The sequence below is a fragment of the Lacinutrix venerupis genome (genome assembly GCF_001971745.1).
GTDB lineage: Bacteria > Bacteroidota > Bacteroidia > Flavobacteriales > Flavobacteriaceae > Lacinutrix > Lacinutrix venerupis.
In genome coordinates this window covers 2,190,222-2,212,473 of the sequence record NZ_CP019352.1, presented here as the reverse complement: position 1 = coordinate 2,212,473, position 22,252 = coordinate 2,190,222, and the positions used below count along the sequence as shown (strand labels likewise).

The 22,252-nt window shown below is 29.6% G+C and carries 20 protein-coding genes; 6 read left to right on the top strand and 14 right to left on the bottom strand.

Annotated elements, in window-relative coordinates:
- Window positions 1–69 precede the first annotated feature (69 nt).
- The 5 genes from BWR22_RS10010 to BWR22_RS09990 all read right to left on the bottom strand — a co-directional run bounded on the left by BWR22_RS10010 (window position 70) and on the right by BWR22_RS09990 (window position 4,236).
- Window positions 70–738, bottom strand: a complete 669-nt coding sequence (locus tag BWR22_RS10010) for a YggS family pyridoxal phosphate-dependent enzyme (RefSeq protein ID WP_076733536.1) — start codon at window positions 736–738, stop codon at window positions 70–72.
- Window positions 735–977, bottom strand: coding sequence for a hypothetical protein (locus BWR22_RS10005; protein ID WP_076734410.1), 243 nt, complete (start codon window positions 975–977; stop codon window positions 735–737). The genes BWR22_RS10010 and BWR22_RS10005 overlap by 4 nt, the downstream gene beginning before the upstream one ends.
- A gap of 7 nt (window positions 978–984) precedes the next feature.
- On the bottom strand, window positions 985–2,223 hold the full coding sequence (locus BWR22_RS10000) for a DUF1015 domain-containing protein (RefSeq protein ID WP_076733535.1): 1,239 nt from the start codon (window positions 2,221–2,223) through the stop codon (window positions 985–987).
- Window positions 2,224–2,298: 75 nt separating this feature from the next.
- Window positions 2,299–3,189 (bottom strand): 3-hydroxyacyl-CoA dehydrogenase family protein, encoded by an 891-nt coding sequence (locus BWR22_RS09995; protein ID WP_076733534.1) that lies wholly within the window; start codon window positions 3,187–3,189, stop codon window positions 2,299–2,301.
- Between the two features lie 87 nt (window positions 3,190–3,276).
- The gene (locus BWR22_RS09990; RefSeq protein WP_076733533.1) at window positions 3,277–4,236 is read right to left on the bottom strand and encodes a Gfo/Idh/MocA family protein; all 960 of its coding nucleotides are present in this window, start codon (window positions 4,234–4,236) and stop codon (window positions 3,277–3,279) included.
- A 157-nt stretch (window positions 4,237–4,393) separates the two neighbouring features.
- Between BWR22_RS09990 and BWR22_RS09985 the strand changes: the two genes are divergently transcribed.
- The gene (locus tag BWR22_RS09985) at window positions 4,394–5,035 is read left to right on the top strand and encodes a protein-L-isoaspartate(D-aspartate) O-methyltransferase (RefSeq protein ID WP_076733532.1); all 642 of its coding nucleotides are present in this window, start codon (window positions 4,394–4,396) and stop codon (window positions 5,033–5,035) included.
- A 3-nt stretch (window positions 5,036–5,038) separates the two neighbouring features.
- On the opposite strand, the gene BWR22_RS09980 is transcribed toward BWR22_RS09985, so the two are convergent.
- The 6 genes from BWR22_RS09980 to BWR22_RS09955 all read right to left on the bottom strand — a co-directional run bounded on the left by BWR22_RS09980 (window position 5,039) and on the right by BWR22_RS09955 (window position 11,631).
- Window positions 5,039–5,554, bottom strand: a complete 516-nt coding sequence (locus BWR22_RS09980) for a DUF1648 domain-containing protein (RefSeq protein WP_076733531.1) — start codon at window positions 5,552–5,554, stop codon at window positions 5,039–5,041.
- 27 nt (window positions 5,555–5,581) lie between these two features.
- Window positions 5,582–6,316: a flavodoxin family protein gene (locus tag BWR22_RS09975; RefSeq protein WP_076733530.1), complete on the bottom strand. Its 735-nt coding sequence runs from the start codon at window positions 6,314–6,316 to the stop codon at window positions 5,582–5,584.
- A 97-nt stretch (window positions 6,317–6,413) separates the two neighbouring features.
- Window positions 6,414–8,882 carry a DUF5686 and carboxypeptidase regulatory-like domain-containing protein gene (locus BWR22_RS09970; protein ID WP_076733529.1) on the bottom strand — a complete coding sequence of 823 codons (2,469 nt, stop codon included), beginning with the start codon at window positions 8,880–8,882 and terminating at the stop codon, window positions 6,414–6,416.
- 111 nt (window positions 8,883–8,993) lie between these two features.
- Window positions 8,994–10,613 (bottom strand): S8/S53 family peptidase, encoded by a 1,620-nt coding sequence (locus tag BWR22_RS09965; protein ID WP_076733528.1) that lies wholly within the window; start codon window positions 10,611–10,613, stop codon window positions 8,994–8,996.
- 5 nt (window positions 10,614–10,618) lie between these two features.
- Window positions 10,619–11,080, bottom strand: coding sequence for an SsrA-binding protein SmpB (gene smpB / locus BWR22_RS09960; protein WP_076733527.1), 462 nt, complete (start codon window positions 11,078–11,080; stop codon window positions 10,619–10,621).
- A gap of 35 nt (window positions 11,081–11,115) precedes the next feature.
- Window positions 11,116–11,631 carry a phosphoglycerate mutase family protein gene (locus tag BWR22_RS09955; protein WP_076733526.1) on the bottom strand — a complete coding sequence of 172 codons (516 nt, stop codon included), beginning with the start codon at window positions 11,629–11,631 and terminating at the stop codon, window positions 11,116–11,118.
- Window positions 11,632–11,723: 92 nt separating this feature from the next.
- Between BWR22_RS09955 and mqo the strand changes: the two genes are divergently transcribed.
- The gene (gene mqo / locus BWR22_RS09950; RefSeq protein ID WP_076733525.1) at window positions 11,724–13,211 is read left to right on the top strand and encodes a malate dehydrogenase (quinone); all 1,488 of its coding nucleotides are present in this window, start codon (window positions 11,724–11,726) and stop codon (window positions 13,209–13,211) included.
- 2 nt (window positions 13,212–13,213) lie between these two features.
- On the opposite strand, the gene BWR22_RS09945 is transcribed toward mqo, so the two are convergent.
- Both BWR22_RS09945 and clpB read right to left on the bottom strand, forming a co-directional pair.
- A complete protein-coding gene (locus BWR22_RS09945; RefSeq protein ID WP_241828203.1) occupies window positions 13,214–13,609 on the bottom strand; it encodes a hypothetical protein in 396 nt (131 codons plus the stop codon).
- Between the two features lie 318 nt (window positions 13,610–13,927).
- Entirely contained in the window at window positions 13,928–16,534 is a 2,607-nt protein-coding gene (clpB, locus tag BWR22_RS09940; protein WP_076733523.1) for an ATP-dependent chaperone ClpB, read from the bottom strand.
- Window positions 16,535–16,787: 253 nt separating this feature from the next.
- On the opposite strand from clpB, the gene BWR22_RS09935 reads away from it, so the two are divergent.
- The 4 genes from BWR22_RS09935 (at window position 16,788) to BWR22_RS09920 (ending at window position 21,505) form a co-directional block, all read left to right on the top strand.
- The gene (locus tag BWR22_RS09935; RefSeq protein ID WP_083678279.1) at window positions 16,788–20,111 is read left to right on the top strand and encodes a PAS domain S-box protein; all 3,324 of its coding nucleotides are present in this window, start codon (window positions 16,788–16,790) and stop codon (window positions 20,109–20,111) included.
- A 2-nt stretch (window positions 20,112–20,113) separates the two neighbouring features.
- Complete coding sequence (locus BWR22_RS09930; protein WP_076733521.1) at window positions 20,114–20,530, top strand: response regulator; 417 nt, start codon at window positions 20,114–20,116, stop codon at window positions 20,528–20,530.
- A 65-nt stretch (window positions 20,531–20,595) separates the two neighbouring features.
- Window positions 20,596–20,982 (top strand): bacillithiol system redox-active protein YtxJ, encoded by a 387-nt coding sequence (gene ytxJ / locus BWR22_RS09925; protein WP_076733520.1) that lies wholly within the window; start codon window positions 20,596–20,598, stop codon window positions 20,980–20,982.
- Window positions 20,983–20,992: 10 nt separating this feature from the next.
- Window positions 20,993–21,505, top strand: a complete 513-nt coding sequence (locus tag BWR22_RS09920) for a DUF3124 domain-containing protein (protein ID WP_076733519.1) — start codon at window positions 20,993–20,995, stop codon at window positions 21,503–21,505.
- A gap of 111 nt (window positions 21,506–21,616) precedes the next feature.
- Here the strand turns inward: BWR22_RS09920 and BWR22_RS09915 are convergent, their stop codons facing one another.
- Complete coding sequence (locus tag BWR22_RS09915; RefSeq protein ID WP_076733518.1) at window positions 21,617–22,030, bottom strand: hypothetical protein; 414 nt, start codon at window positions 22,028–22,030, stop codon at window positions 21,617–21,619.
- Between the last annotated feature and the right edge of the window lie 222 nt (window positions 22,031–22,252).

Sequence of the window (22,252 nt, the reverse complement as noted above, 5' to 3'; positions counted from 1 at the left end):
TATTTATTAGTGTTGTAAAATAATCTACTTTATTTTAGTAAAATTGTTTTGCAGTTTTTATTATAGTGATTAATTATAGTTTCTGCTGCCAAATATACTACTTCCAACGCGAACCATTGTACTTCCACATTCAATAGCTAAATTGTAATCTCCACTCATTCCCATTGAGATTGTTTCTAATTTACAATTAGTAGAATTTAATAATTTTAATTCGTCAAAAACTGTTTTTAATAGTTTGAATTCTTTTTCAATTTGAAGCGTGTTATTAGTAAAGGTTGCCATACCCATAACACCAGTAATTTTAATATTTTTTAAAGTTGAAAATTCTTCCGATTGTAAAATAGTTGAAGCGTCTTGTGGAGTCATTCCAAATTTAGAATCTTCTTCGGCTATTTTAATTTGAAGCAAACAATCTATAACTCTATCATGTTTTTTTGCTTGCTTATTAATTTCTTTTAATAGTTTAAAGCTTTCTACACCATGAATTAAACTTACAAACTCAGCCATGTATTTAACTTTATTACGTTGTACATGTCCAATCATGTGCCATTTAATGTCTTTTGGCATTTCTTTATATTTTTCAACCATTTCTTGGATTTTGTTTTCTCCAAAAATGCGTTGTCCAATATTGTAAGCTTCCATTAAATCACTAATAGGTTTTGTTTTAGAAACAGCTACTAATGTTACGTGTTCTGGAAGTGATTGTTTTATATTGTTAAGGTTGTTTTGTATACTCATTCTTTTTCTTTTCTAGTAATTGCATAATAGATAACATAAAGCCAACTAAAAAGGCCATGAATTATTGCAAATAAAATAGATTTGTTTCTTTCCCATGAAGTAACTACAGCAATTACAGAGCCAAGACCAACTCCATTTTTTATTATGGTATTTTGTATAGTACTAGATTCGTTCTGGAAAGCAAAACATTCTAAACTTATTAAAAATATAATACAAAAAGAAATATGGTGTTTTTTCATAGTTTTATTAAAATTCATAAATGGTTACACCACTTCTTAATTTTGGTTCAATATAGGTGCTTTTTGGTGGCATTTTAAGACCATCGTCTGCAATTTTTTTCATTTGCTCAATGGTTGCAGGAACCATACCAAAACCAACTTTAAACTCGCCACTATCTATTTTGCTTTTTAGATTTACAATTTCTTTTTTTCCACTTAAATAATCTATTCTATTATCATTTCTTAAATCGTAAATTCCAAGAATAGGTTTTAATATAGTTTGGTAAAGCAGTTGCGCGTCTAATTCGTCTAAAGATGTTTCAAAGCTATAATTTGTTTTTCTTAAGTAGAGCGAGTAAAATTCACCATCTAAATACATGCTAAAATGATGAGGTTTAGAAGGTTTGTAAGGCATGATACCTCGGTTTTCAATACGATATATTGCATCTAGCTTAATTAAAAATTCTTCTTTAGTAAAACCATTTAAATCTTTTACAAGTCTATTAAATTCATGGATTTTAAGCTCGGATTCTGGAATAAGAAAACTCATAAAAAAATTATAAGTTTCGTTACCTTGATGGTTTTTATTTTCTGCCTTTAAATCTTTACAAAGTAAATTTGAAGAAGATGAACGATGGTGCCCATCTGCAATATAAAGTGTTTCCATTTTTGCAAAAGCAGCTGTAATTGTTTTTACATGTGCTTCATTATCTATTTGCCATAAGTAATGTGTATCGCGATATGTTGTTGTAAATTCAAATTCTGCACGTTGTTCCTGAATTTTATTTGTAATAGTTGAAATTTCACTATTATCAGGATAGGTTAGGAGTACAGGTTCTGCATTAAAACCTACGGTTTTTAAATAGTCTTTAAATACGGTTTCGCGTGTAGCAATAGTATCTTCGTGTTTTTTAATAACATCGTTTAAGTAGTCTTCTACACTAGCAGCAGCAACAATGCCGTTAAATTCTTGATTGTCACGATCTACAATTTTATAAATGTAAAAAGATGGTTTCTTGTCTTGTACAAAAATACCATCTTCTTTAAATTCTAAATATCTGTTTTTTACTAATTGGTAACGTGCCTCTCCAGAAATCTCTTTAGCATATTTATAGCCTGGATTTACAATATGTAAAAAAGAAAATGGATTATAATCTAAACGTGCTTCGCGTTCTGCTTGCGTATAACTCTGGTACGAGCGTGATGCTACAAGGCTTACTTTATCTCGTGTTGGTTTTACTGCTTTAAACGGAACTACTTTTGCCATAAATTTAGATTACAAACGTAATAGTAGTATTTAGTTAAATTATAAGTTTACTTAACTAAAAACTACTATTATAATTTATTTTAAAAATTGCTTAGCAACTTTTTCGGCTTTTCTAGATTCTGAATAATCATAAAAACCTTCACCAGATTTTACACCTAATTTACCTGCACGAACCATATTTACTAATAATGGGCAAGGTGCATATTTAGGGTTTTTAAAGCCATCGTACATAACGTTTAATATTGATAAACAAACGTCTAAACCAATAAAATCTGCTAATTGTAATGGTCCCATTGGGTGTGCCATTCCTAATTTCATTACCGTATCTATTTCTTCAACACCAGCTACTCCATTATATAGTGTTTCTATAGATTCGTTAAGCATTGGCATTAAAATACGATTGGCTACAAATCCTGGGTAATCATTTACTTCTGTAGGTGTTTTACCTAAAGTTTTAGATAATTCCATAATGGTGTTTGTAACAGCATCACTTGTATTATAGCCACGAATAATTTCTACCAGTTTCATAATTGGTACAGGATTCATAAAATGCATACCAATTACCATTTCTGGTCTAGATGTTACAGCTGCAATTTGTGTAATTGAGATTGATGATGTGTTTGTAGCTAAAATTGTGTTTTCTGGACAAACATCGTCTAATTGTTTAAAAATATTAAGTTTTAAATCTATATTTTCTGTTGCTGCTTCAACTACTAAATCTGAATTTTTAACACCTTCTTTAATGTTTGTATAGGTTGTAATATTACCTAAGGTTTCAATTTTATCAGATTCTGATATTTTTTCTTTAGAGAGCATTCTATCTAAATTTTTAGTAATAGTTGCTACTCCTTTTATTAACGATTTTTCGCTAATATCTATTAATTGTACTTTAAAACCAGATTGTGCAAAGGTATGAGCAATACCGTTTCCCATTGTTCCTGCTCCAATTACTGCTATGTTTTTCATTTATATTTTATTTGTTTTTATAATTTTAATCTAAACAGTTTTTAGACCTACTGTTTAAATTGTTATTTATTGTATAATAATGTTTTTCTAAAATTGATCGATAATCATTGTTGCTACACGTAATGCTTCTGTTCCATCGTGAAGTGTAACTACTGGCTTTGTATTAGTGTTTATAGCATCAGCAAAACTTTCAAGTTCATCTAAAATGGCATTGTTTGATGATACTTCGGGATTATCAAAATAAATTTGCTTTTTAACACCTTCGGCATTTTGAAGAATCATATCAAAATCTCCAGGTGTTTTTGGTGCATCTTTCATCTTTACAACCTCGCATTTTTTCTCTAAAAAATCTACAGAAATGTATGCGTCTTTTTGAAAGAAACGTGTTTTACGCATATTTTTTAAAGAGATTCTACTTGCTGTTAAATTGGCAACACAACCGTTTACAAACTCTATTCTTGCGTTTGCTATATCTGGAGTATCACTAATTACAGATACGCCACTTGCAGATACGCTTTTTACTTTAGATTGTACAACACTTAAAATAACATCTATATCATGAATCATTAAATCTAACACTACAGGAACATCTGTGCCGCGAGGATTAAATTCTGCAAGACGATGTGCTTCTATAAACATAGGGCTGTCTAATTGATGCTTTATAGCAATAAAAGCAGGATTAAATCTTTCTACGTGCCCAACTTGACCTTTTACACCATGCTCGGCAACTAAGGTTCTTAAAGTTTCTGCCTCTTCTACGGTATTGGTTATTGGTTTTTCTATAAAAATATGTTTGCCTTTTGCAATGGCTTGCCTAGCACACTCGTAATGAGATAATGTAGGTGTTACAATATCTACCATATCTACAGCATCTATTAAGGCTTCAATGGAATTAAAGTATTTGTAACCAAATTCGGCTTCAACTTTTTTACCATTTTCTTCACTCGAATCGTAGAAACCAACGAGATTATATTTGTTAGATTGATTAAGTAATCTTAAATGTATTTTTCCAAGGTGTCCAGCACCTAAAACTCCAGCGTTTAGCATTCTGTTTACGTTTTTTTCAAAAATAAGATATTTAGCTACGAATTTCGCAAAATTGATTGAATTTTTAATTGCTTTTATTATTAAAATTAAAATTTAATTTTTGCTTTTAAAACGACATATCTTTTATTAATTTTAGCATTCTAAACTACCCATAATTTTGCGAGATACTTTTAAACATCAAGGCCTTAGACAACAATTAGTTAATGTTTTAATTGGTAAAGGTATAACTGATAAAACAGTTTTAAATGCCATTGGAAAAATACCAAGGCATTTGTTTATGGATTCTGGTTTTTTAGATCATGCATACCAAGATAAGGCATTTCCTATTGCAGCAGACCAAACAATATCTCAACCTTATACCGTGGCTTTCCAAACGGAATTAATGCAAATAGAAAAAGGAGATAAGGTGCTAGAAATAGGAACAGGAAGCGGTTACCAAACGGCTGTTTTGTGCGACTTGGGTGCAAAGGTTTATACTATAGAAAGACAACAGGAGTTGTTTAAAAAAACGAGTAAATTTTTGCCAAAATTAGGTTATAGAGCTAAAAAGTTTGTTTTTGGTGATGGTTATAAAGGTTTACAGGAGCAGGCACCTTTTAAAAGTATTATTGTAACTGCTGGTGCTCCTTTTGTTCCAAAACCATTGTTAGCACAGTTAGAAATTGGTGGTCGTTTAGTAATACCAGTAGGTGATAATGTGCAAACCATGACGCTTTTTGTTAGAAAAGGAGTAATGGAATTTGATAAAACTGAGTTTGGCGAGTTTAGGTTTGTGCCATTGCTTGAAGATAAAAACTAATATTTAATTTCTTCTAAAAACTTTTAATAATACAAAAATTAAAGGCCAAAAGGTTAGGGTAGCAACAATGGTGTATATTAAATATTCGCTCCAAATTCCAAATTGATTGCCGTTGTTTAATGCGATATTTACTATTTGATAACTTGTAATAACAAATAGTATTGCAATTAATACATTCATATAGGTAATCATTTTTACTGACTCTTTATATTGTTTCTCTGCATTTTCTTTTGTTATTTTTATAGGATAATTAAAAATATGAGGATATTGATTAAGTTTAAATAATGCAAAAGAGGTTAAAGCTCCAATAATAGCTAATACAAATAAAGAATCTTTACCTCCATAACTATTAACTTCGCCTTTATAGTTAAAATGCATCGGAACTTGTTTTGGTAGTGCAGAATAGTAAATTGCAGGATATATAAAACAAAAGATAACACAAATTAATACTATAATTTCTAATACTTTTTGTGTTTGGTCTTTTTGGAGTTTTATTTTAGGTTTGTTTTCGTCAAACATATTTTATTGTAAAAGGAATACTAAACTTTATCTATATTCTGGATTATCAAATTTCCAACGTTTTCCATCATCCCATTCTTCTCTTGAATTACCGTAACTTGGGTAACCGTTATTATTTTTTAGCATTAATGCTAAATGGAGTAAGTTATAAGTCATAAATGTGGTATTTCTATTGGTAAAATCACTATCAAAACCAACTGGTTTATCTAGTTTTTTACCTTTCCATTCTTTATCTCCATAACTTGGTCCAGGCCCAACTTTTCCTATCCATCCGCAGTCTGCTTGTGGTGGTATAGAATAACCTACGTGTTGCAGAGAATATAGTATTCCCATTGCGCAATGTTTTATACCATCTTCATTACCAGTAACTATGCAACCACCAACTTTACCATAATAAATATATTGACCTTTATCGTTGGTTTGACCGCTCATTGCATAAAGTCTTTCAATTAGTTTTTGGGCTTCAGAAGACTTTTCTCCTAACCAAATTGGAGTACCAACAATTAGGATATCTGCGTTTAAAATTCTTTTTGATAATTCGGGCCATTCATCAACATCCCATCCGTATTCTGTCATATCAGGATAAACACCGCTTGCAACCTGATGATCGATTAATCTAATTTCATCAATTTGAACATTTTCTTTTGCCATAATGGCTTTAGAAACCGCTATTAACATTTTAGTATGGCTCTCTTGTGGCGATTTTTTAAGTGTACAATTAACATAAACTACTTTTAAGCTGCTAAAATCTATTTTGTCCATAATTGAGGAGTTTTAATTATTACTGCTTAAGTTAATAATTATTTTTAACAAATTAGATGTAGCTACTTGTAGCATTTATTGTTTTTAAATAAATGGCTTAAAAGCTAATTCCAAACATAACAGCATCGTTTAAAAAGCCGCTTTGGTAAGAACGTACATAATCTACACGTAAAAAGCGATATTTACCAAACCCGATATTATCTACACCAATAGAATATTCAGAATAAGGTTTGTTATCTTGAGTAAATGCTGCTTTTGCTCCTAAAATAAGATTAAAATTAAGTTTATTTAATAGTGGTATTTTGTTTAAAATGTAACCATTAAAACGTTGTTCGGCATGAATTTCGGCATAATTATTATTAGTGCTTAAAGTATAATATGGCAAGTTTTTAAATGAAGTTAAGTAAGAGCCATCAAGTTTTACATTGGTTTGGTTGCCGTTAAAATGTTTATAATCCATAAAGGCTATATTATTTGCATTTGAAAAAACACCACCTTGTGCATCATACTCAAATTCTCCTTTGTTTCCTAAATCTATTCTCTGTCTTAATCGCGCTTTAAATTGGTCGAAATTGTAATTAGAGTTAGTTGCAGCAAATCCTTTTTCGTATGCTAAATACAGTGTTGGGTATTTTCTGTTTGGGATATTGTATTTGCCATCTGGATAGCTTAAATAATCTTGAGCAAAGTTAATAGTTGTGTTTATATTTAACTTCGCAATGTTGTGTGTGTTAAAAGGTTGAGTAATATAATCTGTTTCGTTTAAAGGATTATTGCTAGTGTAGCTATCTCTAACTTCATTTACCAATACATAATCGGAGTTGTTAAAAAGTGCTTTTCTGCGCTCGAAAGCTAAGCTAGAATTTAATGTAAAGCCATTAAATAATTCTTGGTAAAATTGACCTTGTACAAAGCTTTTATCATAAAGCTTCATATAGTTATCTTCAAACAATAATGTGCTAACTAAATTCTCTGTATTAGAGATAGGGTTAAGACTATTAAATTGTTCTGTTTTAACTCCTCCAGAAAGTGAGATAAAACGTTTGTTTATACGGTTAAATCTATAACGAGCATATATGGTTCCGCGTAAGCGATCGTCTGCTTCACCATAATTAACATCTCCAGAAATACTAAAGTAACGTTTGTACTCGTCGTAATTTTTGGTGTATTGCATGCCTAAAGTTGCATTCCAGCCTTGTACGGTATTAAAAGTTATTTTTTTAATAGGAGAATCTACACTAAAACGATAATTTTTATGTGAGTTTTGGTAACTATATCCACCAAGTATATTTCCTAATCTAAATTTGTTGTTTTTATTATCTATAGAATCTAAATATGGTTTAGATTCTTTAACTAATTGAATGCTGTCTTTTTTTAGATAATCTGTAGATTCTTCGGTAGTTAAAGGAACAGGACGTTTTTCTTCCCAAAAAAGAGAATCTTTTTTATTAGAATTTTCTTCGAAAGAAAGAATTTCTCTTGTAAAGTGTTTAGCATCAAATTCTGGTGTAAAATCATAATTACTATATACTGCGGTAAACTTACCTTCTCCTTTAAAGCCTAAAAGGCCATATTTAAAATCTATGGTTTGAGAAATTAATGCCCAAATATTATCTGTATCTGAATAAGAAAACGTTTGTTTTAAGGTTAATAAATCTATAGGAGGAATTCCTGTGCGTTTACCAGTAATTGTTACATCTGTTGCATAAATTAACCATTGGTCTTCTACAATATAAATATAACCAGAGAATGCGGCATCATTGTCTCTTTTAGGTGTAATTAATATTTTATTTATAAGGTTGTTTTTATCATCGTAAAAGGTGCCTTCTAATTTATACTTATAATAATTAAAGGCGTAATCTGCAATAGGAGAGATGGCGGTATTGCCAAGTTCTATTGTATTATTGTAAAAATTATAATTTACGTCTGTAGCGTTGTTAAAACTAAAACCGCTAGCATCACCACTTACTTTTGAGGCTAAAATTTTCTCTTTTAATCGTTTTGGTTTTTGGTATTCGATTTTAGAAATGGTTTCAGATAAATAAATTATGCCGCTTCTTGTTGAGTCTAATTCTGTATCTAGCATATCGTCAACTTCTTGTCCAAAAATTGTTTTAGGAGCATCTTTAATTTTTATAAGTCCACGAGAATAAAAGTCTGCTTTATATTCATTTAATTTTTCTAAAACATCTTTACGTTTGGCAATCGTATTTCTTATTATTTGATTGGCTGGATTTTCTTCAGAATTAATAACAACTTCGCTTAAAGAAATATTTTCCTCTATAAGTTTAGCATTTAAAACAAATGGAAGTTTTAAGATATTAACTGTTTTTTTAAGAGTTTTAAAACCTAAATATTGAAAAACAATGGTATAATTACCTGTTTTATTAATGTCTAATGTATAGTTTCCGTCTTCGTTTGTAGTTGTACCTATATACGTGTCGTTTATATAAACGTTAACAAAAGGTAGTGTTTCATTAGTATTAGATGTTACGTTTCCAGTAATTTGAGCGTAAGTAAATACTGAAGTAATAGCTGTAAAAAATAGGAGTAATTTTTTTTTCATAAGTTGGTTTATGTTTCTATTAGTATAGACGCTCTTTTTAATAAAAAGGTTGCCTGCGTAAAACCAAACTTAAATAAATTTAATAATTAAAATTTTAGATTTAACGTAACTTTAATTAATTACTAACTTTTTTGTAGTGATTGTATTTTCGTTTTCTAAAGTGACTAAATACAATCCTTTAGATAAATTTTTAAGAGATATTGTATTGTTTTTTCTGTTTAATTTTTTAGAAAAAACCTGCTGTGCTAATACATTGTGAATTTTTAAACTAGTTGCGTTATTAGCATTTTTTAAATTAATATTTAATATGCCTTTTGAAGGATTTGGATACATATTAAAAACTAAAGAGTTTTCTGTTTTTACACTAAGCGTATTTTCTAGAGCAAGCATTGCAGCCTCCATATTAGGAAAAGGTCCAATGTTACCACCAGAGCCTTGAGGGATTCCTGTGGTAACTATTAAATTTCTTAATTCTTGAGATGTTAAATAGCTTCCTGTTAAAGCAAAGTTGTATGATTGTAAAACAGCTGTAAAGCCACCAGCAAGAGCTGTTGCAGAACTTGTGCCGTTAAAACAACTGCTGTAAGTTTGATTAAAATCGTTACCTATAACAATATTGCAAGAGCCTTGTCCTGTTGTATATACGTTTTGTCCCCAAGCTTGAATATTAACACGAGAGCCATAAGTAGAAAAGCTTAATTTATTATGGGCTGTGTTAGATGACCCTGCACCAACAATTATTGCTCCACTGTCTCCTCTGGCGTTATAACTATTATAAAAAACATCATCTAAATTTTCGCCACCATTTCCTGCGGCAGCAACAATTACAATACCTGCATCTGTAGCTGCTTTAGTAAGATCCCAAATGGCTTGCGAATATTCGGCAAGGACATATTCTCCATTTTGACCTGTAGTTTGCATCTCGTAAATAATAATATCTCCTGCACTGGAATTTGCAATGGCATTAGAAACTGCTAAAACGCGATTATATCCATATTCTTCTGTCCATTCTGGATACAATATATATTCATTTGCACCGTGAGCTAAACCACTTACACCGTAAATGCCATTATCTGCAAAAATAGCTCCGGCTACTTTTGTACCATGTTCGGTATAAGCTACTGTAGCGCTAGAATTTATTGTTGTATTTGGTGCTAAAAAAGCATTAGTGTGGTCTAAATCTTCATGATTTGTATTTATACCATACTCTACCGTTCTAATATTTACGCCTGCGCCATTTACACCATTATTCCATGCGTGTCTTACATTTAGTCCAGGATTAGTTTCTATATAACCTTGGTTATTTTCGAAATTACTGGTTGTAGGTGCTATATCATGAGGAGGTTTTATAGGCGTTGTGTTTGCTTGGTAAGCATAAATTAAACCTGATAGTTTTTGAAGTTTGTTTAGTACTTTTTTTGAAGCTTCGTCATCTAAAAAAGCTTCTATTTTAAACGTGTTTTTTAAAGTGTGATTGCTTTTAGATTGCTTTTCTAAAGCCTCTATTTGTGTGTTCGATAAGCTATATGCATTAGTAATCTTAATATCGAAATCTTGTTTTAAGAGGTTTAAAGTTTCAATATTTAAAAGATCGTTTGGTGCATTAAAATGTAACGACGGTTGGAACTTTAAATAAAACCTTTTAAAATTCTTGTTTTCTTGTCCAATTACTTGTGTTGTAATTAAGCATAATGCAACAGCTAACAGATTTTTTTTTAAAAGTACCAACATTGTATTTAATTATTAAAATCTTTTTTAATGCGTGCTAAATCACGTTTATTGTCACGGTCTTTAATAGTCTCACGTTTATCATAAAGTTTTTTACCTTTAGCTAAAGCAATGTCTAGTTTGGCAAAACCTCTTTCGTTTATAAATAATCGTAATGGTATAATTGTTAAACCAGAATTAGCAACTTCTTTTTCTAGTTTTTTTAGTTCTTTTCTATTTAATAAAAGTTTGCGTTCTGCTTTTGGTGCGTGATTGTAATAATTACCATAAACATATTCTTGAATAGTCATGTTAATAACAAATAATTCACTTTGTTCGTTAAATTCACAAAAACTTTCGGCGATTGATGCTTTACTATCTCTAATAGATTTAATCTCTGTTCCTGTTAAAACTATTCCAGCAGTATATTTATCTAATATTTCGTATTGAAATTTAGCTTTTTTATTAAGTATGTTTATTTTTTTTTGCATGTTGAGGCAAAGCTAAAAAAATTAATGGTATTAATTTAATCTATAGTTTTAAGTTGATGGTTTATTTTTTTATCTGTAATACTAACAATATACATATTATTATAAACAGTTTCATCAATTTCGTTATATTCTTTAGTGCCTATAATATTGTTTGCGAAATCTGAAATAGTGTTACTATGCCCAACTATAAATATGGTTTTGCCTTTAGTTTCATCTTTAAATTTGTTATAGTCTATTTCAAAAGCGTTATAAATTATAGTTTTTAAATTTTTAGATTTTGCAGTAGGTAATGCAGTATTTTTTGTGCGTGTAAAATCTGTAGAGTAAATGGCATCCAACTCTATATTTTTAAAATACTTAGCATAATTTAAAGCTCTTAATTTTCCTTCAGGTAATAATTTAGGATTGTTTGCAGGCTTATTATCTTTTTCTGCATGCCTAACAATGTAATACGTTGTGGTAGTAATTTTTTTATCATCCTCATTATTATTTTGAGCTTTTAAACAGGAAAATGTTGTAAAAATGGATAATAAAATAATTAACTTTTTCATGACTATAGAGTTGAATTGTTTAGAATTTTAAAGGTATTAAAATGAATTTATCTTTCTAATTAATATTTTATATTTAGCCTAAAATTAACGGAATGAGTTTAAAACAAACAGATGTAAATAAAGATTATGATTTAATATGTGTAGGCGCAGGAATAATGACGGCAACATTAGCCTTGTTAACAAAGCTTGTTAAACCAGAACTTAATATTTTAATTCTAGAACGTTTAGATAATGTAGCATTAGAGAGTTCTGCTGCTTGGAATAATGCGGGAACAGGACATTCTGCACTTTGTGAATTAAACTATACACCAGAAAAAGGAAACACAGTAGATTGTACGAAAGCATATAGTATTTGTACGCAGTTTGAATTGTCTAAACAATTTTGGAGTTATTTAGTTGAAGAAAATTTATTAGATAGTCCAAGAGAGTTTATTAATTCCATTCCGCATCATAGTTGGGTAACAGGAGAGGAGAATGTAAGTTTTTTAAAGAAAAGATTTGAAGCCTTAAGAACTAATTTTATGTTTGAAAGCATAGAGTTTACAGATGCTTTAGAGAAAATGAAAGAATGGTTTCCATTAATAGCTGCAAATAGGAGTGAAGATGAGGTTATGGCTGCGACAAGGATTGAATGTGGTGTAGAGATGAATTTTGGAGCTTTAACTCAAAAACTTTTCCATATTTTAGAAACTAAATACAATACTAAAGTACAATGTAATGAAGAGGTTTTAGATATTGATCCAGATGATACGGTAGAGTGGTCTGTAATTGTGGAAAATACTAAAACTAAAAAGAAACAATTTCTTGATGCAGAACATGTTTTTATTGGTGCTGGAGGAGGAAGTTTACTATTGTTGCAAAAAGTTGAGATAGAAGAAAAAGAAGGTTATGGAGGTTTTCCTGTAAGTGGTGAGTGGCTGGTGTGTAAAAATAAAGACATAATAAATAAACATCACGCTAAAGTATATAGTAAAGCAGGACCTAAAGATCCGCCAATGTCTACACCGCATTTAGATACTCGTTTTATTGATGGAGAAAAACAGTTAATATTTGGTCCTTTTGCAGGATTTAGTCCTAAATTTTTAAAACAAGGCTCATTTTTAGATTTATTTAAATCTATAAAAGGAGATAATGTAAAGCCTATGTTAAATGCGTTTTGGGATAACTTACCACTTACAAAATATTTAATAGAGCAGGTTACAGCATCTCACGAAGACAGAATGAACGATTTACGTAAGTTTATAAAAAATGCAAAAAGTGAAGATTGGGAAATATTAGTAGCCGGACAACGAGTTCAAATTATTAAAAAAGATGATTTTGAAAGAGGGAAACTTCAGTTTGGTACTGAAGTGGTAAAAAGTAAAGATGGTAGTATAACATGTTTACTTGGTGCATCTCCAGGAGCATCAACAGCGGTACATGTTATGTTAGAAGTTTTTGAAACCGCTTTTCCGGAAATTGTAAATTCTAAAGAAGGTAAAGAAAAGTTAGAGGAAATTGTTTCTCTATGGAAAGCAGAAATAACACCTGAGTTATTTAAAAAAGCAATTAACAATTCAGCTAAAGCTTTACAACTTTAAAATTATATTATTTTTTTATTGTTAACTTTTTCTTTGTCGAATATAGTTTTTACCCAAGCAATAGCATCTGTAAGATTGTCGAAAATTCCATAAGGTTTATGGTAAAATTGCTTTTCAAACTCTGCATTAGATCGCATACTTTCGCTCCCAGGAATTATTGCAACAGCAATTAGGTTAGGGATTTTTTCAGCTTCTTTATACACCATAGGATTTATAGAAAAAGAATGTACTCTATTAGAAATGTACGCCACTTTTTTATTTTTAAAATGTATGTCTAAAAGTTCTTTAAATGTTTCTGTTTCTTTGTAAGAAACAAGTTCGCCTTCTTTAACTTGTTTAATTAGGAAATCGTCAAAAATAAATACTTCTGCGTGCGGTAGATTGTAATATTTAAACATTCCCATAATATTAGTAGCTAGTCTTAATTTTATAAGATACAAAAAAGGAACATTATTTTCTAAATATTAATACAATACATCTATTTTTTGATTAAAAATGCAGTTTAAATGTAATATTTGTAAGATTTTGTTTATAAATGGAAGAAATAAATTGCTAAAATTTAAATTATAAAAAAATAAAAAAGCAACAATTAACATTATATGTCTCTTGTTGCTTTTTCAAACTAACTAACTAACCATTATTATGAAAACGTGCTATAGTTTTGTTTATTTTATGTTTAACAATACTTTATGATTTTAAGTTAAACTTCACTTAATTTAAAGTGCATCAGATACTAAATCGCCTTGATTTCTAAACACTAATTTTTTGTCAAAAGCATCTAATAATATTACACTATCTGTTGTAACTTTTCCAGAAAGAATTTCTTTACTTAAAGCATTTAAAACTTCTTTTTGTATAACTCTTTTTACTGGTCTTGCGCCAAATTCTGGTTCGTATCCTTTTTCAGATAAATATTCGATTGCTTCTTGTGTGGCATCAAATGTAATACCTTGTTTAGCAATCATTTTTGTAATGCTCTTTAATTGAAGGCTAACAATTTTATTAATATTTTCTTTAGTTAAAGGTGTAAATAGAATGGTATCATCAATTCTATTTAAAAACTCTGGTCTTACAGATTGTTTTAATAAGCCTAATACATCTATTTTGGCAGATTCCATTGCAGTATCTAAATCTTTAACGGTGTCAAAACGTTCTTGTATAATTTGACTTCCCATATTAGAGGTCATAATTATAATTGTGTTTTTAAAATCTGCAGTACGACCTTTATTATCGGTTAAATGTCCTTCGTCTAAAACTTGTAATAGAATATTAAAAGTGTCTGGATGTGCTTTTTCAATTTCATCCAATAAAACTACAGAGTATGGTTTTCTTCTTACGGCCTCTGTAAGTTGTCCACCTTCATCATAGCCTACATATCCTGGAGGTGCACCAACAAGTCTACTTACAGCATGACGCTCTTGGTACTCACTCATATCTATACGTGTTAATGCGCTTTCGTCATCAAATAAATACTCTGCTAAAGCTTTAGCGAGTTCTGTTTTACCAACACCAGTAGTTCCTAAAAATAAAAAGGTTCCAATTGGTTTTTGTGGGTTTTGCAAACCGGCTCTACTACGGCGTACAGCATCACTTACAGCTGTTATAGCTTCTTCTTGACCTACAACACGTTTATGTAACTCATCTTCAAGTTTTAAGAGTTTTTCTCTATCACTTTGCAGCATTTTGGTAAGAGGAATACCTGTCCATTTTGCAACAACTTCTGCAATGTCCTCGTAGGTAACTTCTTCTTTTATTAAGGATGTTTCAGACTGTGTTTTTAATTCGGCTTGTAATTTTTCAAGAGCTTCTTGAGCTTCTTTAATTTTGCCGTATCTAAGCTCTGCTACTTTACCGTAATTACCTTCACGCTCCGCTTTTTCTGCTTCAATTTTAAAGTTTTCAATATCTTGTTTTGTGTTTTGAATATTATCAACAAGTTCTTTTTCACTTTTCCATTTAGCATTAATTTCGTTTCGTTCTTCTTTTAAATTTGCTAAGTCACTGCGTAAAGATTTTAATTTTACTTCATCTTTTTCGCGTTTAATGGCTTCTATTTCAATTTCTAACTGCATGACTTTTCGGTCTAAAACATCTAATTCTTCTGGTTTAGAATTTATTTCCATGCGCAATTTAGAAGCTGCTTCATCCATTAAGTCTATAGCTTTATCTGGTAAAAAACGATTAGTAATATAGCGTGTAGATAATTCTACAGCACCAATAATGGCTTCATCTTTTATACGTACTTTATGGTGTGTTTCGTATTTTTCTTTAATACCTCGTAAAATAGATATGGCACTTTCTGTATCTGGTTCGTCTACCATTACTTTTTGAAAACGACGTTCTAGTGCTTTGTCTTTTTCAAAATACTTTTGGTACTCGTCTAAAGTGGTTGCTCCAATTGCGCGTAACTCGCCTCTGGCTAGTGCAGGTTTTAAAATGTTAGCTGCATCCATAGCGCCTTGTCCGCCGCCAGCACCTACAAGTGTGTGTATTTCGTCTATAAACAAAACAATATCGCCATTGCTGTTTGTTACTTCTTTTATTACTGCTTTTAAGCGCTCTTCAAACTCACCTTTAAATTTAGCTCCTGCAATAAGAGCTCCCATATCTAATGCAAATATTTGCTTATCTACTAAGTTTTCTGGAATGTCTCCATCTACAATTCTATGTGCTAAACCTTCGGCAATTGCGGTTTTTCCGGTTCCTGGTTCTCCTACTAAAATTGGATTGTTTTTTGTTCTACGAGATAAAATTTGAAGAATTCTTCTAATTTCTTCATCGCGTCCAATTACAGGATCTAATTTCCCATCTTTAGCTAACTGGTTTAAGTTTTTAGCATATTTGTTTAAAGAGTTGTAAGTGTCCTCTTGACTTTGAGATGTTACACGATTTCCTTGTCTTAACTCGTTTATGCTTGCTTTTAAGTTTTTTTCTGTAACACCTTGATCTTTTAATACCTGAGCAATTTTGCTGTTAGACTTAAAAATTGCTAAAATTAAATGTTCTATAGAAACAAACTCATCGTTCATATCTTTTGCGATAATAGACGCTTCATTTAAAGCTTTAGAGGCTTCACGCGATATGCTTAATTCTCCTCCTGTAACTTTTGAAAAACTTTCAATTTGTTTATCTAAAATTTGTTTTAGCATTGGAATATTAACATTCATTTTCTTTAAAATAAATGGTAATACATTTTCGTCTACTTCAAAAATTGATTTAAAAATATGTTCGTTTTCAATTTGTTGATGCCCATAGCTTTGAGCAAGCTGTTGCGCTTGCTGTATAGCTTCTTGAGATTTTATTGTATAATTATTAAAATTCATATGTATATATCTTAATTAATTGTTGTTATGTTTTTCAGCATAAAAGGCAATTATCTTACCATACCGAAAAACTAGACGTAAAGCGACAAAATGACCTGTTTTTGCTTGTAGAAACTGACTTTTTGTCCTGTCTAGTATTTCTAAATAAGTAAGCTTAGTTTTTTTGTCTTTTAATGTACTATTTTTTTGAAAATGAATTAATTAAGTTTTATTTTTATTTCTTAAATTTTTTATAAAATTTTTATTTTTATTAATGGATAGCCTCAAGAAAAAAATTAGACGTAGATATATAATATTTACATCTATATCAATTGTATTGTTTTCTTTACTGTTTTTTACGGTACAGAGGCATATTACTATTCAAAAAGATGATGCTTATATTATAAATAGGTCTGGTAAGCAACGTATGTTAAGTCAAAATATTGTAAAGCAAGTTCTAGCATACAATAATAATTTTAGTTCTTTAAATATAAGAAAAAGAGATTCTTTAGTAGTTAATAAGCTTATAAAGGAATTTGATCAATCTCATGTTTATTTGGTTGACTATTATAAAAAATTACATAATAGTAAAAAACTCGATTCGCTTTTTAGTATTGTAGATACTAATCTTAAAAAAATAATATCTTCAAGTAACTTAATTTTAAATTCTGCAGAAACAGAGTTAATTAATGATGAGGTATCCAAGCTAGTTGAGGCGGAAGATGTATTTTTAGACACTATGGATTTGATAGTGTTTGAGTACCAATATATTGCAGAAGAAAACCTAAAAAAGTTACAAAATAATTTTTATAATTTAATGGCAGTTGCGATACTGCTATTGGGCTTAGGATTTTTCTATTTATTAGTGCCAGCTATTAGAGAAATGATTGCTAAAAATGATGCTCTAAAAGATTCAAACAGTGCACTAAAAAAGACTAAGGAGGAAATTAGAAACAATTTAGTAGAGTTAAAAAGGCTTAAAGAAGATTTAGAGGTTAAAGAGCAATTTAATAAAATTTTCATTGAACAAGCTCCACCATCATTAGCAATGTTGGATAAAGACATGAGATATATTGCTGTTTCAAAAAGATGGAAAAAAGATTACGGTAAAGAAGATATAGATATTATTGGTAAATCGCATTACGAAGTTTTTCCAGAAATTGGTGATGAATGGAAAGCAAAACACCAAAGATGTTTAAATGGTGATATAGATACGCGTGACGAAGCGCCATTTTTTAGAGAAAATGGAAGTGTGCAATGGCTCTCTTGGGACATAAGGCCATGGTATTTGGAAGATAATACAATAGGTGGTTTGTTAATGTATACAAGAGATATAACAAGTGTAAAAGAACAAGCATTAGCCAAACAAAGAATAGAGGAAATTTTAAAAAGGACTAGTGATGTAGCAAGAATTGGTACTTGGGAGCTGGATATAGAAACCGATTTATTAACTTTTTGTAATGTTTCTGAAAAAATTTTAAAACTACCTAAAGATTATACAATACATAGTAAGGATAGTTTACACTTCTATAAAGAAGGTGTAAGTAGGCAAAAAATTATAGATGCAATTTATAATTTAATTAAAACAGGTAAGCCATTTGATATAGAGTTGGAGGTGATCAATGAAGAAGGAGAAGAGATTTGGATTAGAGATATAGGTCAAGCAGAATTTGTTAAAGGAAAATGTGTTAGGTTGTTTGGGGTTTTTCAAGATATAAATCACATAAAAAAGGCAGAAAAAGAACTAAACCATAAAAATGAGCTTTTAAACTTTGCTGAAAAAGTAAATAAAATTGGTAATTGGCAATGGGATTTTAAAACCAACCAAGTAATATGGTCTTCTGGTTTGTATGATATAATGGATCGTGAGCAAAATGAAGACATTATAACAATTGAAAAATTTATAGATTATGCATATCCTGAAGATGTAGAAAAAATACAATTGCATATTAAAAACTCTATAGAAAATAAAAAATTTGATGGTGAATTAATACATAAAATAATCTCTGAAAAAGGAAAGGCAAAAATAGTACAAGTATTAGGTAAAGTTTTTACAGACGATGATGGAGAAGTTGCGTCAATAATAGGAAGTTATCAAGATATAACGCATATAAAAGATGTGGAATATTCGCTGTTAAGACAAAATGATTTATTAAATTTTTCTGAAAGAATTACAAAAACAGGTCATTGGAACTGGAATGTAGTATCTAACAAAATCGTATGGTCCGATAATTTGTACGATATTATGGAATATACTAAAGGTTCTGTTGATGTTTCACCTCACACACTATTAGATATAACGCATCCAGACGATCGAGATGGTATGCAAAAGCATATGCAAAAAACATTTGAAGAAAAAGAATTTTCAAATGAATTAATACATAGAGTTATAACACCAAGTGGAGCTATTAAAACACTAAGAGTTTTAGGTCGAGTGATTAAAGACGAAAATGGAGAGATTGTAGAAATAATTGGTGCAACGCAAGATATTACGAGTCAAAAAATGGCAGAAAATAAGTTTAAAGGACTTTTAGAATCTGCTCCAGATGCGATGATTATTCTAAACGACCAAAAACGCATTCATCTTATAAATAAACAGGCCGAAAATTTATTTGGTTATACGGCTTCAGAATTAAAAGGCGAGAGAATAGAGTTGTTGCTCCCAAAACGTATAATAGAAAATTTTAAAGTATATAGAGATGCTTATTTTGCAGACCCAAAGTCTATTGCAATGGGAGATAATCGAGAGTTAATAGGTTTAAAAAAATGCGGAAAAGAATTTCCTATACAAGTAAGCTTAAGTCCATTAGAAACAGACGAAGGTTTTTTAGTATCTTCTGCAATTAGGGATATAACTAAGCAAAAACAGGTAGAACGTAATATTAGAAACTCTAAAGAAAATTTAGAGTTACTTGCTAAGAAATTAAAAACTCAAAATGCTCAATTAGCAGATTTTGCGCATATAACATCACATAATTTAAGAGCTCCTGTTAGTAATCTTAATTCTTTATTAGATATGTATTATATGTTTGATAAAGAGGAAGATAAACAAGATGTTTTTAAAAAGTTTCAAAAGGTTATAACTCATTTAACAGATACATTAAACACGCTTGTAAGTGCTCTAAAAATAAAAAAAGAAAAAGCCAGTTTAAGTTCTGTTGATTTTTCTGAAACTTTAAAAAAGACGAATGAGTTATTAGCAGCTCAAATTATTGAAACCGAAGCTGAAATTACAAGTGATTTTAAAGAAATAAATAAAATTTCTTATAATAAAATTTATTTTGAAAGTATTTTTCTTAATTTAGTGGAAAACGCTATTAAATATAAAGCAAAAGATAGAGCCCCAAAAATACATTTAAGTACTAAACTAATAGATAATCACGTTGTGTTGGAAATTAAAGACAACGGCTTAGGTATTAATCTAAATAGACATAAGCACAAAATATTTGGTTTAAATAAAGTGTTTCATAGACATCCCGAAGCTAAAGGTGTAGGTTTATTTATTACGAAATTACAAATAGAATCTTTGGGAGGAAAAATAACAGTAGAGAGTACTGTTGATGAAGGCTCTAAATTTATTATTAATTTTAATAAATAAATATGGATAACACTTTAAATATCTGCATTGTAGATGACGATGAGATTTATAAGTTTACAGTTGTAAAAATTTTAGAATCAATAGATTTTAATAAAAAAATTGAGGTTTTTTCTGATGGAGAAGAGGCTTTTTCTTTTCTTTTAGATAATATAGATGATTCAGAACAATTACCAGATATTATATTGTTAGATATAAACATGCCAGTAATGGATGGTTTCCAGTTTATGGAAGAGTATATAAAAATTAAACCTCGAGTAGGTAAGAAAATTACAATTTATATGGTTTCGTCATCGGTAGATTTAAATGATATTGAAAAAGCGAAAGGTATTAGTGAAATTTCCGACTATATTATTAAGCCAATAAAAAGAGGTCAATTAAAAGAAATAATATCTGGCCTTCGTGATATTGGGCGTGTTTAATTTTTTTAAATAATTTAAATATGTTTTAAAACATATTTTTTTTTATACTTAATAGTAGCAATTTTATGGGAATTTTTAATAAAATATTTGGAGGTACATCTCAGCCTAAAGAAGAGAAAATATTACCTTGGATTCCATTAACTGCAGTTTCTCAATTGAAGGCTATTGCAGAAAAATCAAAATCTAAAACGCAAATTATTTTTAAGCACTCAACACGATGCGGTATTAGTAAAATGGTAATTAATCAATTTGTTGATGCTTATAATTTAGATTTAAATGTAGACTTGTATTATCTCGATTTGTTGAATTATAGAGAAACTTCAAACGAAGTAGGTTATAAATTTCAAGTAATGCATCAATCGCCACAATTATTAGTTATTAAAAATGAAGTAGTGGTAGTTCATGCTAGTCATGGTGCTATAAATGAAATAGATTTACCTAAATTTGTTTAAAAATTTTTAAATGAAAAAAACAATATTTTTATTTTTTATAGTCTTACTAATTTTCAACTGTAATAATGATGTTACAAATGAAGCTTTGCCTTCTAATCATTTAGAAAAATATAAATGGAATAATAAACTAGAAGACTCTTTAGTTTCTGGATCTACATATTTATCTGTCTATTCTCAAATTTATAGTATTACAGAGCATAAAAAATTAGATTTAACAGCAACTATAAGTATTAGAAATATTAATAAGAGAGATACTGTATTTATTAAAACTGCTAATTATTATGATACAAAAGGAGATTTAATTAGAACGTATTTAACAACTCCTATCTTTGTTAAACCTATGCAAACTATTGAGATTGTTATTGATGAAAAAGATCAAACTGGAGGAGCTGGTGCTAACTTTGTTTTCGATTGGTTGGCTCCTAAAAAAGTAAATTCACCTTATTTTGAAGGTGTTATGATTACTACTTATGGACAACAAGGTTTATCTTTAACTACACAAGGAGTAGAAATTAAAAATTAAATTATAGTAAATATTATATTAATGCGTTTAGTGCGCTAATATGTTTTTAGATAGAAAAAAGTCTTAATCAATATATCGATTAAGACTTTTTTTCTTGTACTTATTTTTGTTTTAGTCTGGATTAGTGTTTGTTATTACCCATTTTTTTATGTATCCGTTGTAAGTAAGTTCAAAAGCATCACCTTGTGGTATAGTCATATTTGGGCTGTATAGAATTCTATTTGAACTAGAAGAGCTTGAATTGTTTGGTAAAAAAGTAATAGCTCCATTTGTTGCGACTACTAATATTTTTTTGCCATGTTTTGCAGCCTTAATACCAGAAACAGTAACGTCTTGACTTAATGATAGAAATCTTGTTTTAAGAACAAGTTTTCTTCCATTGTTAGAATCTCCAGGAAAAATACCTATTTCAGCGTTATGAATTTTAATTGGATTTGGGTTGGTGTGTTCTTTATTGCTGGCAGTTGCGAATGCAATATTTAATACGCAAAAAAGCGTAAGTAATGTTTTAGGTAACTTAATCATTGTTGTAGGATTTATAATGTAATAGCTCGGTAAAAATACATTAAATCCGGATTAAACACTAATAATCAGTACTGTGCGTGCTCTATTTTCTATGAAACGCTATTTTATTCGTTAAAACAATATATTATTTCGTTTAAAAGCTGTTTTCGATTAATCGTTCACTTGTAATCGTTAAGTGGTACATTATCAATTAATTAGTTGGTGAATTGAAAGAGTTGTTAA

Coding starts and splice junctions, on each gene's coding strand:
- BWR22_RS10010 (WP_076733536.1), bottom strand. CDS start 738: ATGAGTATACAAAACAACCTTAACAATATAAAACAATCACTTCCAGAA.
- BWR22_RS10005 (WP_076734410.1), bottom strand. CDS start 977: ATGAAAAAACACCATATTTCTTTTTGTATTATATTTTTAATAAGTTTA.
- BWR22_RS10000 (WP_076733535.1), bottom strand. CDS start 2,223: ATGGCAAAAGTAGTTCCGTTTAAAGCAGTAAAACCAACACGAGATAAA.
- BWR22_RS09995 (WP_076733534.1), bottom strand. CDS start 3,189: ATGAAAAACATAGCAGTAATTGGAGCAGGAACAATGGGAAACGGTATT.
- BWR22_RS09990 (WP_076733533.1), bottom strand. CDS start 4,236: ATGCTAAACGCTGGAGTTTTAGGTGCTGGACACCTTGGAAAAATACAT.
- BWR22_RS09980 (WP_076733531.1), bottom strand. CDS start 5,554: ATGTTTGACGAAAACAAACCTAAAATAAAACTCCAAAAAGACCAAACA.
- BWR22_RS09975 (WP_076733530.1), bottom strand. CDS start 6,316: ATGGACAAAATAGATTTTAGCAGCTTAAAAGTAGTTTATGTTAATTGT.
- BWR22_RS09970 (WP_076733529.1), bottom strand. CDS start 8,882: ATGAAAAAAAAATTACTCCTATTTTTTACAGCTATTACTTCAGTATTT.
- BWR22_RS09965 (WP_076733528.1), bottom strand. CDS start 10,613: ATGTTGGTACTTTTAAAAAAAAATCTGTTAGCTGTTGCATTATGCTTA.
- smpB (WP_076733527.1), bottom strand. CDS start 11,080: ATGCAAAAAAAAATAAACATACTTAATAAAAAAGCTAAATTTCAATAC.
- BWR22_RS09955 (WP_076733526.1), bottom strand. CDS start 11,631: ATGAAAAAGTTAATTATTTTATTATCCATTTTTACAACATTTTCCTGT.
- mqo (WP_076733525.1), top strand. CDS start 11,724: ATGAGTTTAAAACAAACAGATGTAAATAAAGATTATGATTTAATATGT.
- BWR22_RS09945 (WP_241828203.1), bottom strand. CDS start 13,609: ATGTTTAAATATTACAATCTACCGCACGCAGAAGTATTTATTTTTGAC.
- clpB (WP_076733523.1), bottom strand. CDS start 16,534: ATGAATTTTAATAATTATACAATAAAATCTCAAGAAGCTATACAGCAA.
- BWR22_RS09935 (WP_083678279.1), top strand. CDS start 16,788: ATGGATAGCCTCAAGAAAAAAATTAGACGTAGATATATAATATTTACA.
- BWR22_RS09930 (WP_076733521.1), top strand. CDS start 20,114: ATGGATAACACTTTAAATATCTGCATTGTAGATGACGATGAGATTTAT.
- ytxJ (WP_076733520.1), top strand. CDS start 20,596: ATGGGAATTTTTAATAAAATATTTGGAGGTACATCTCAGCCTAAAGAA.
- BWR22_RS09920 (WP_076733519.1), top strand. CDS start 20,993: ATGAAAAAAACAATATTTTTATTTTTTATAGTCTTACTAATTTTCAAC.
- BWR22_RS09915 (WP_076733518.1), bottom strand. CDS start 22,030: ATGATTAAGTTACCTAAAACATTACTTACGCTTTTTTGCGTATTAAAT.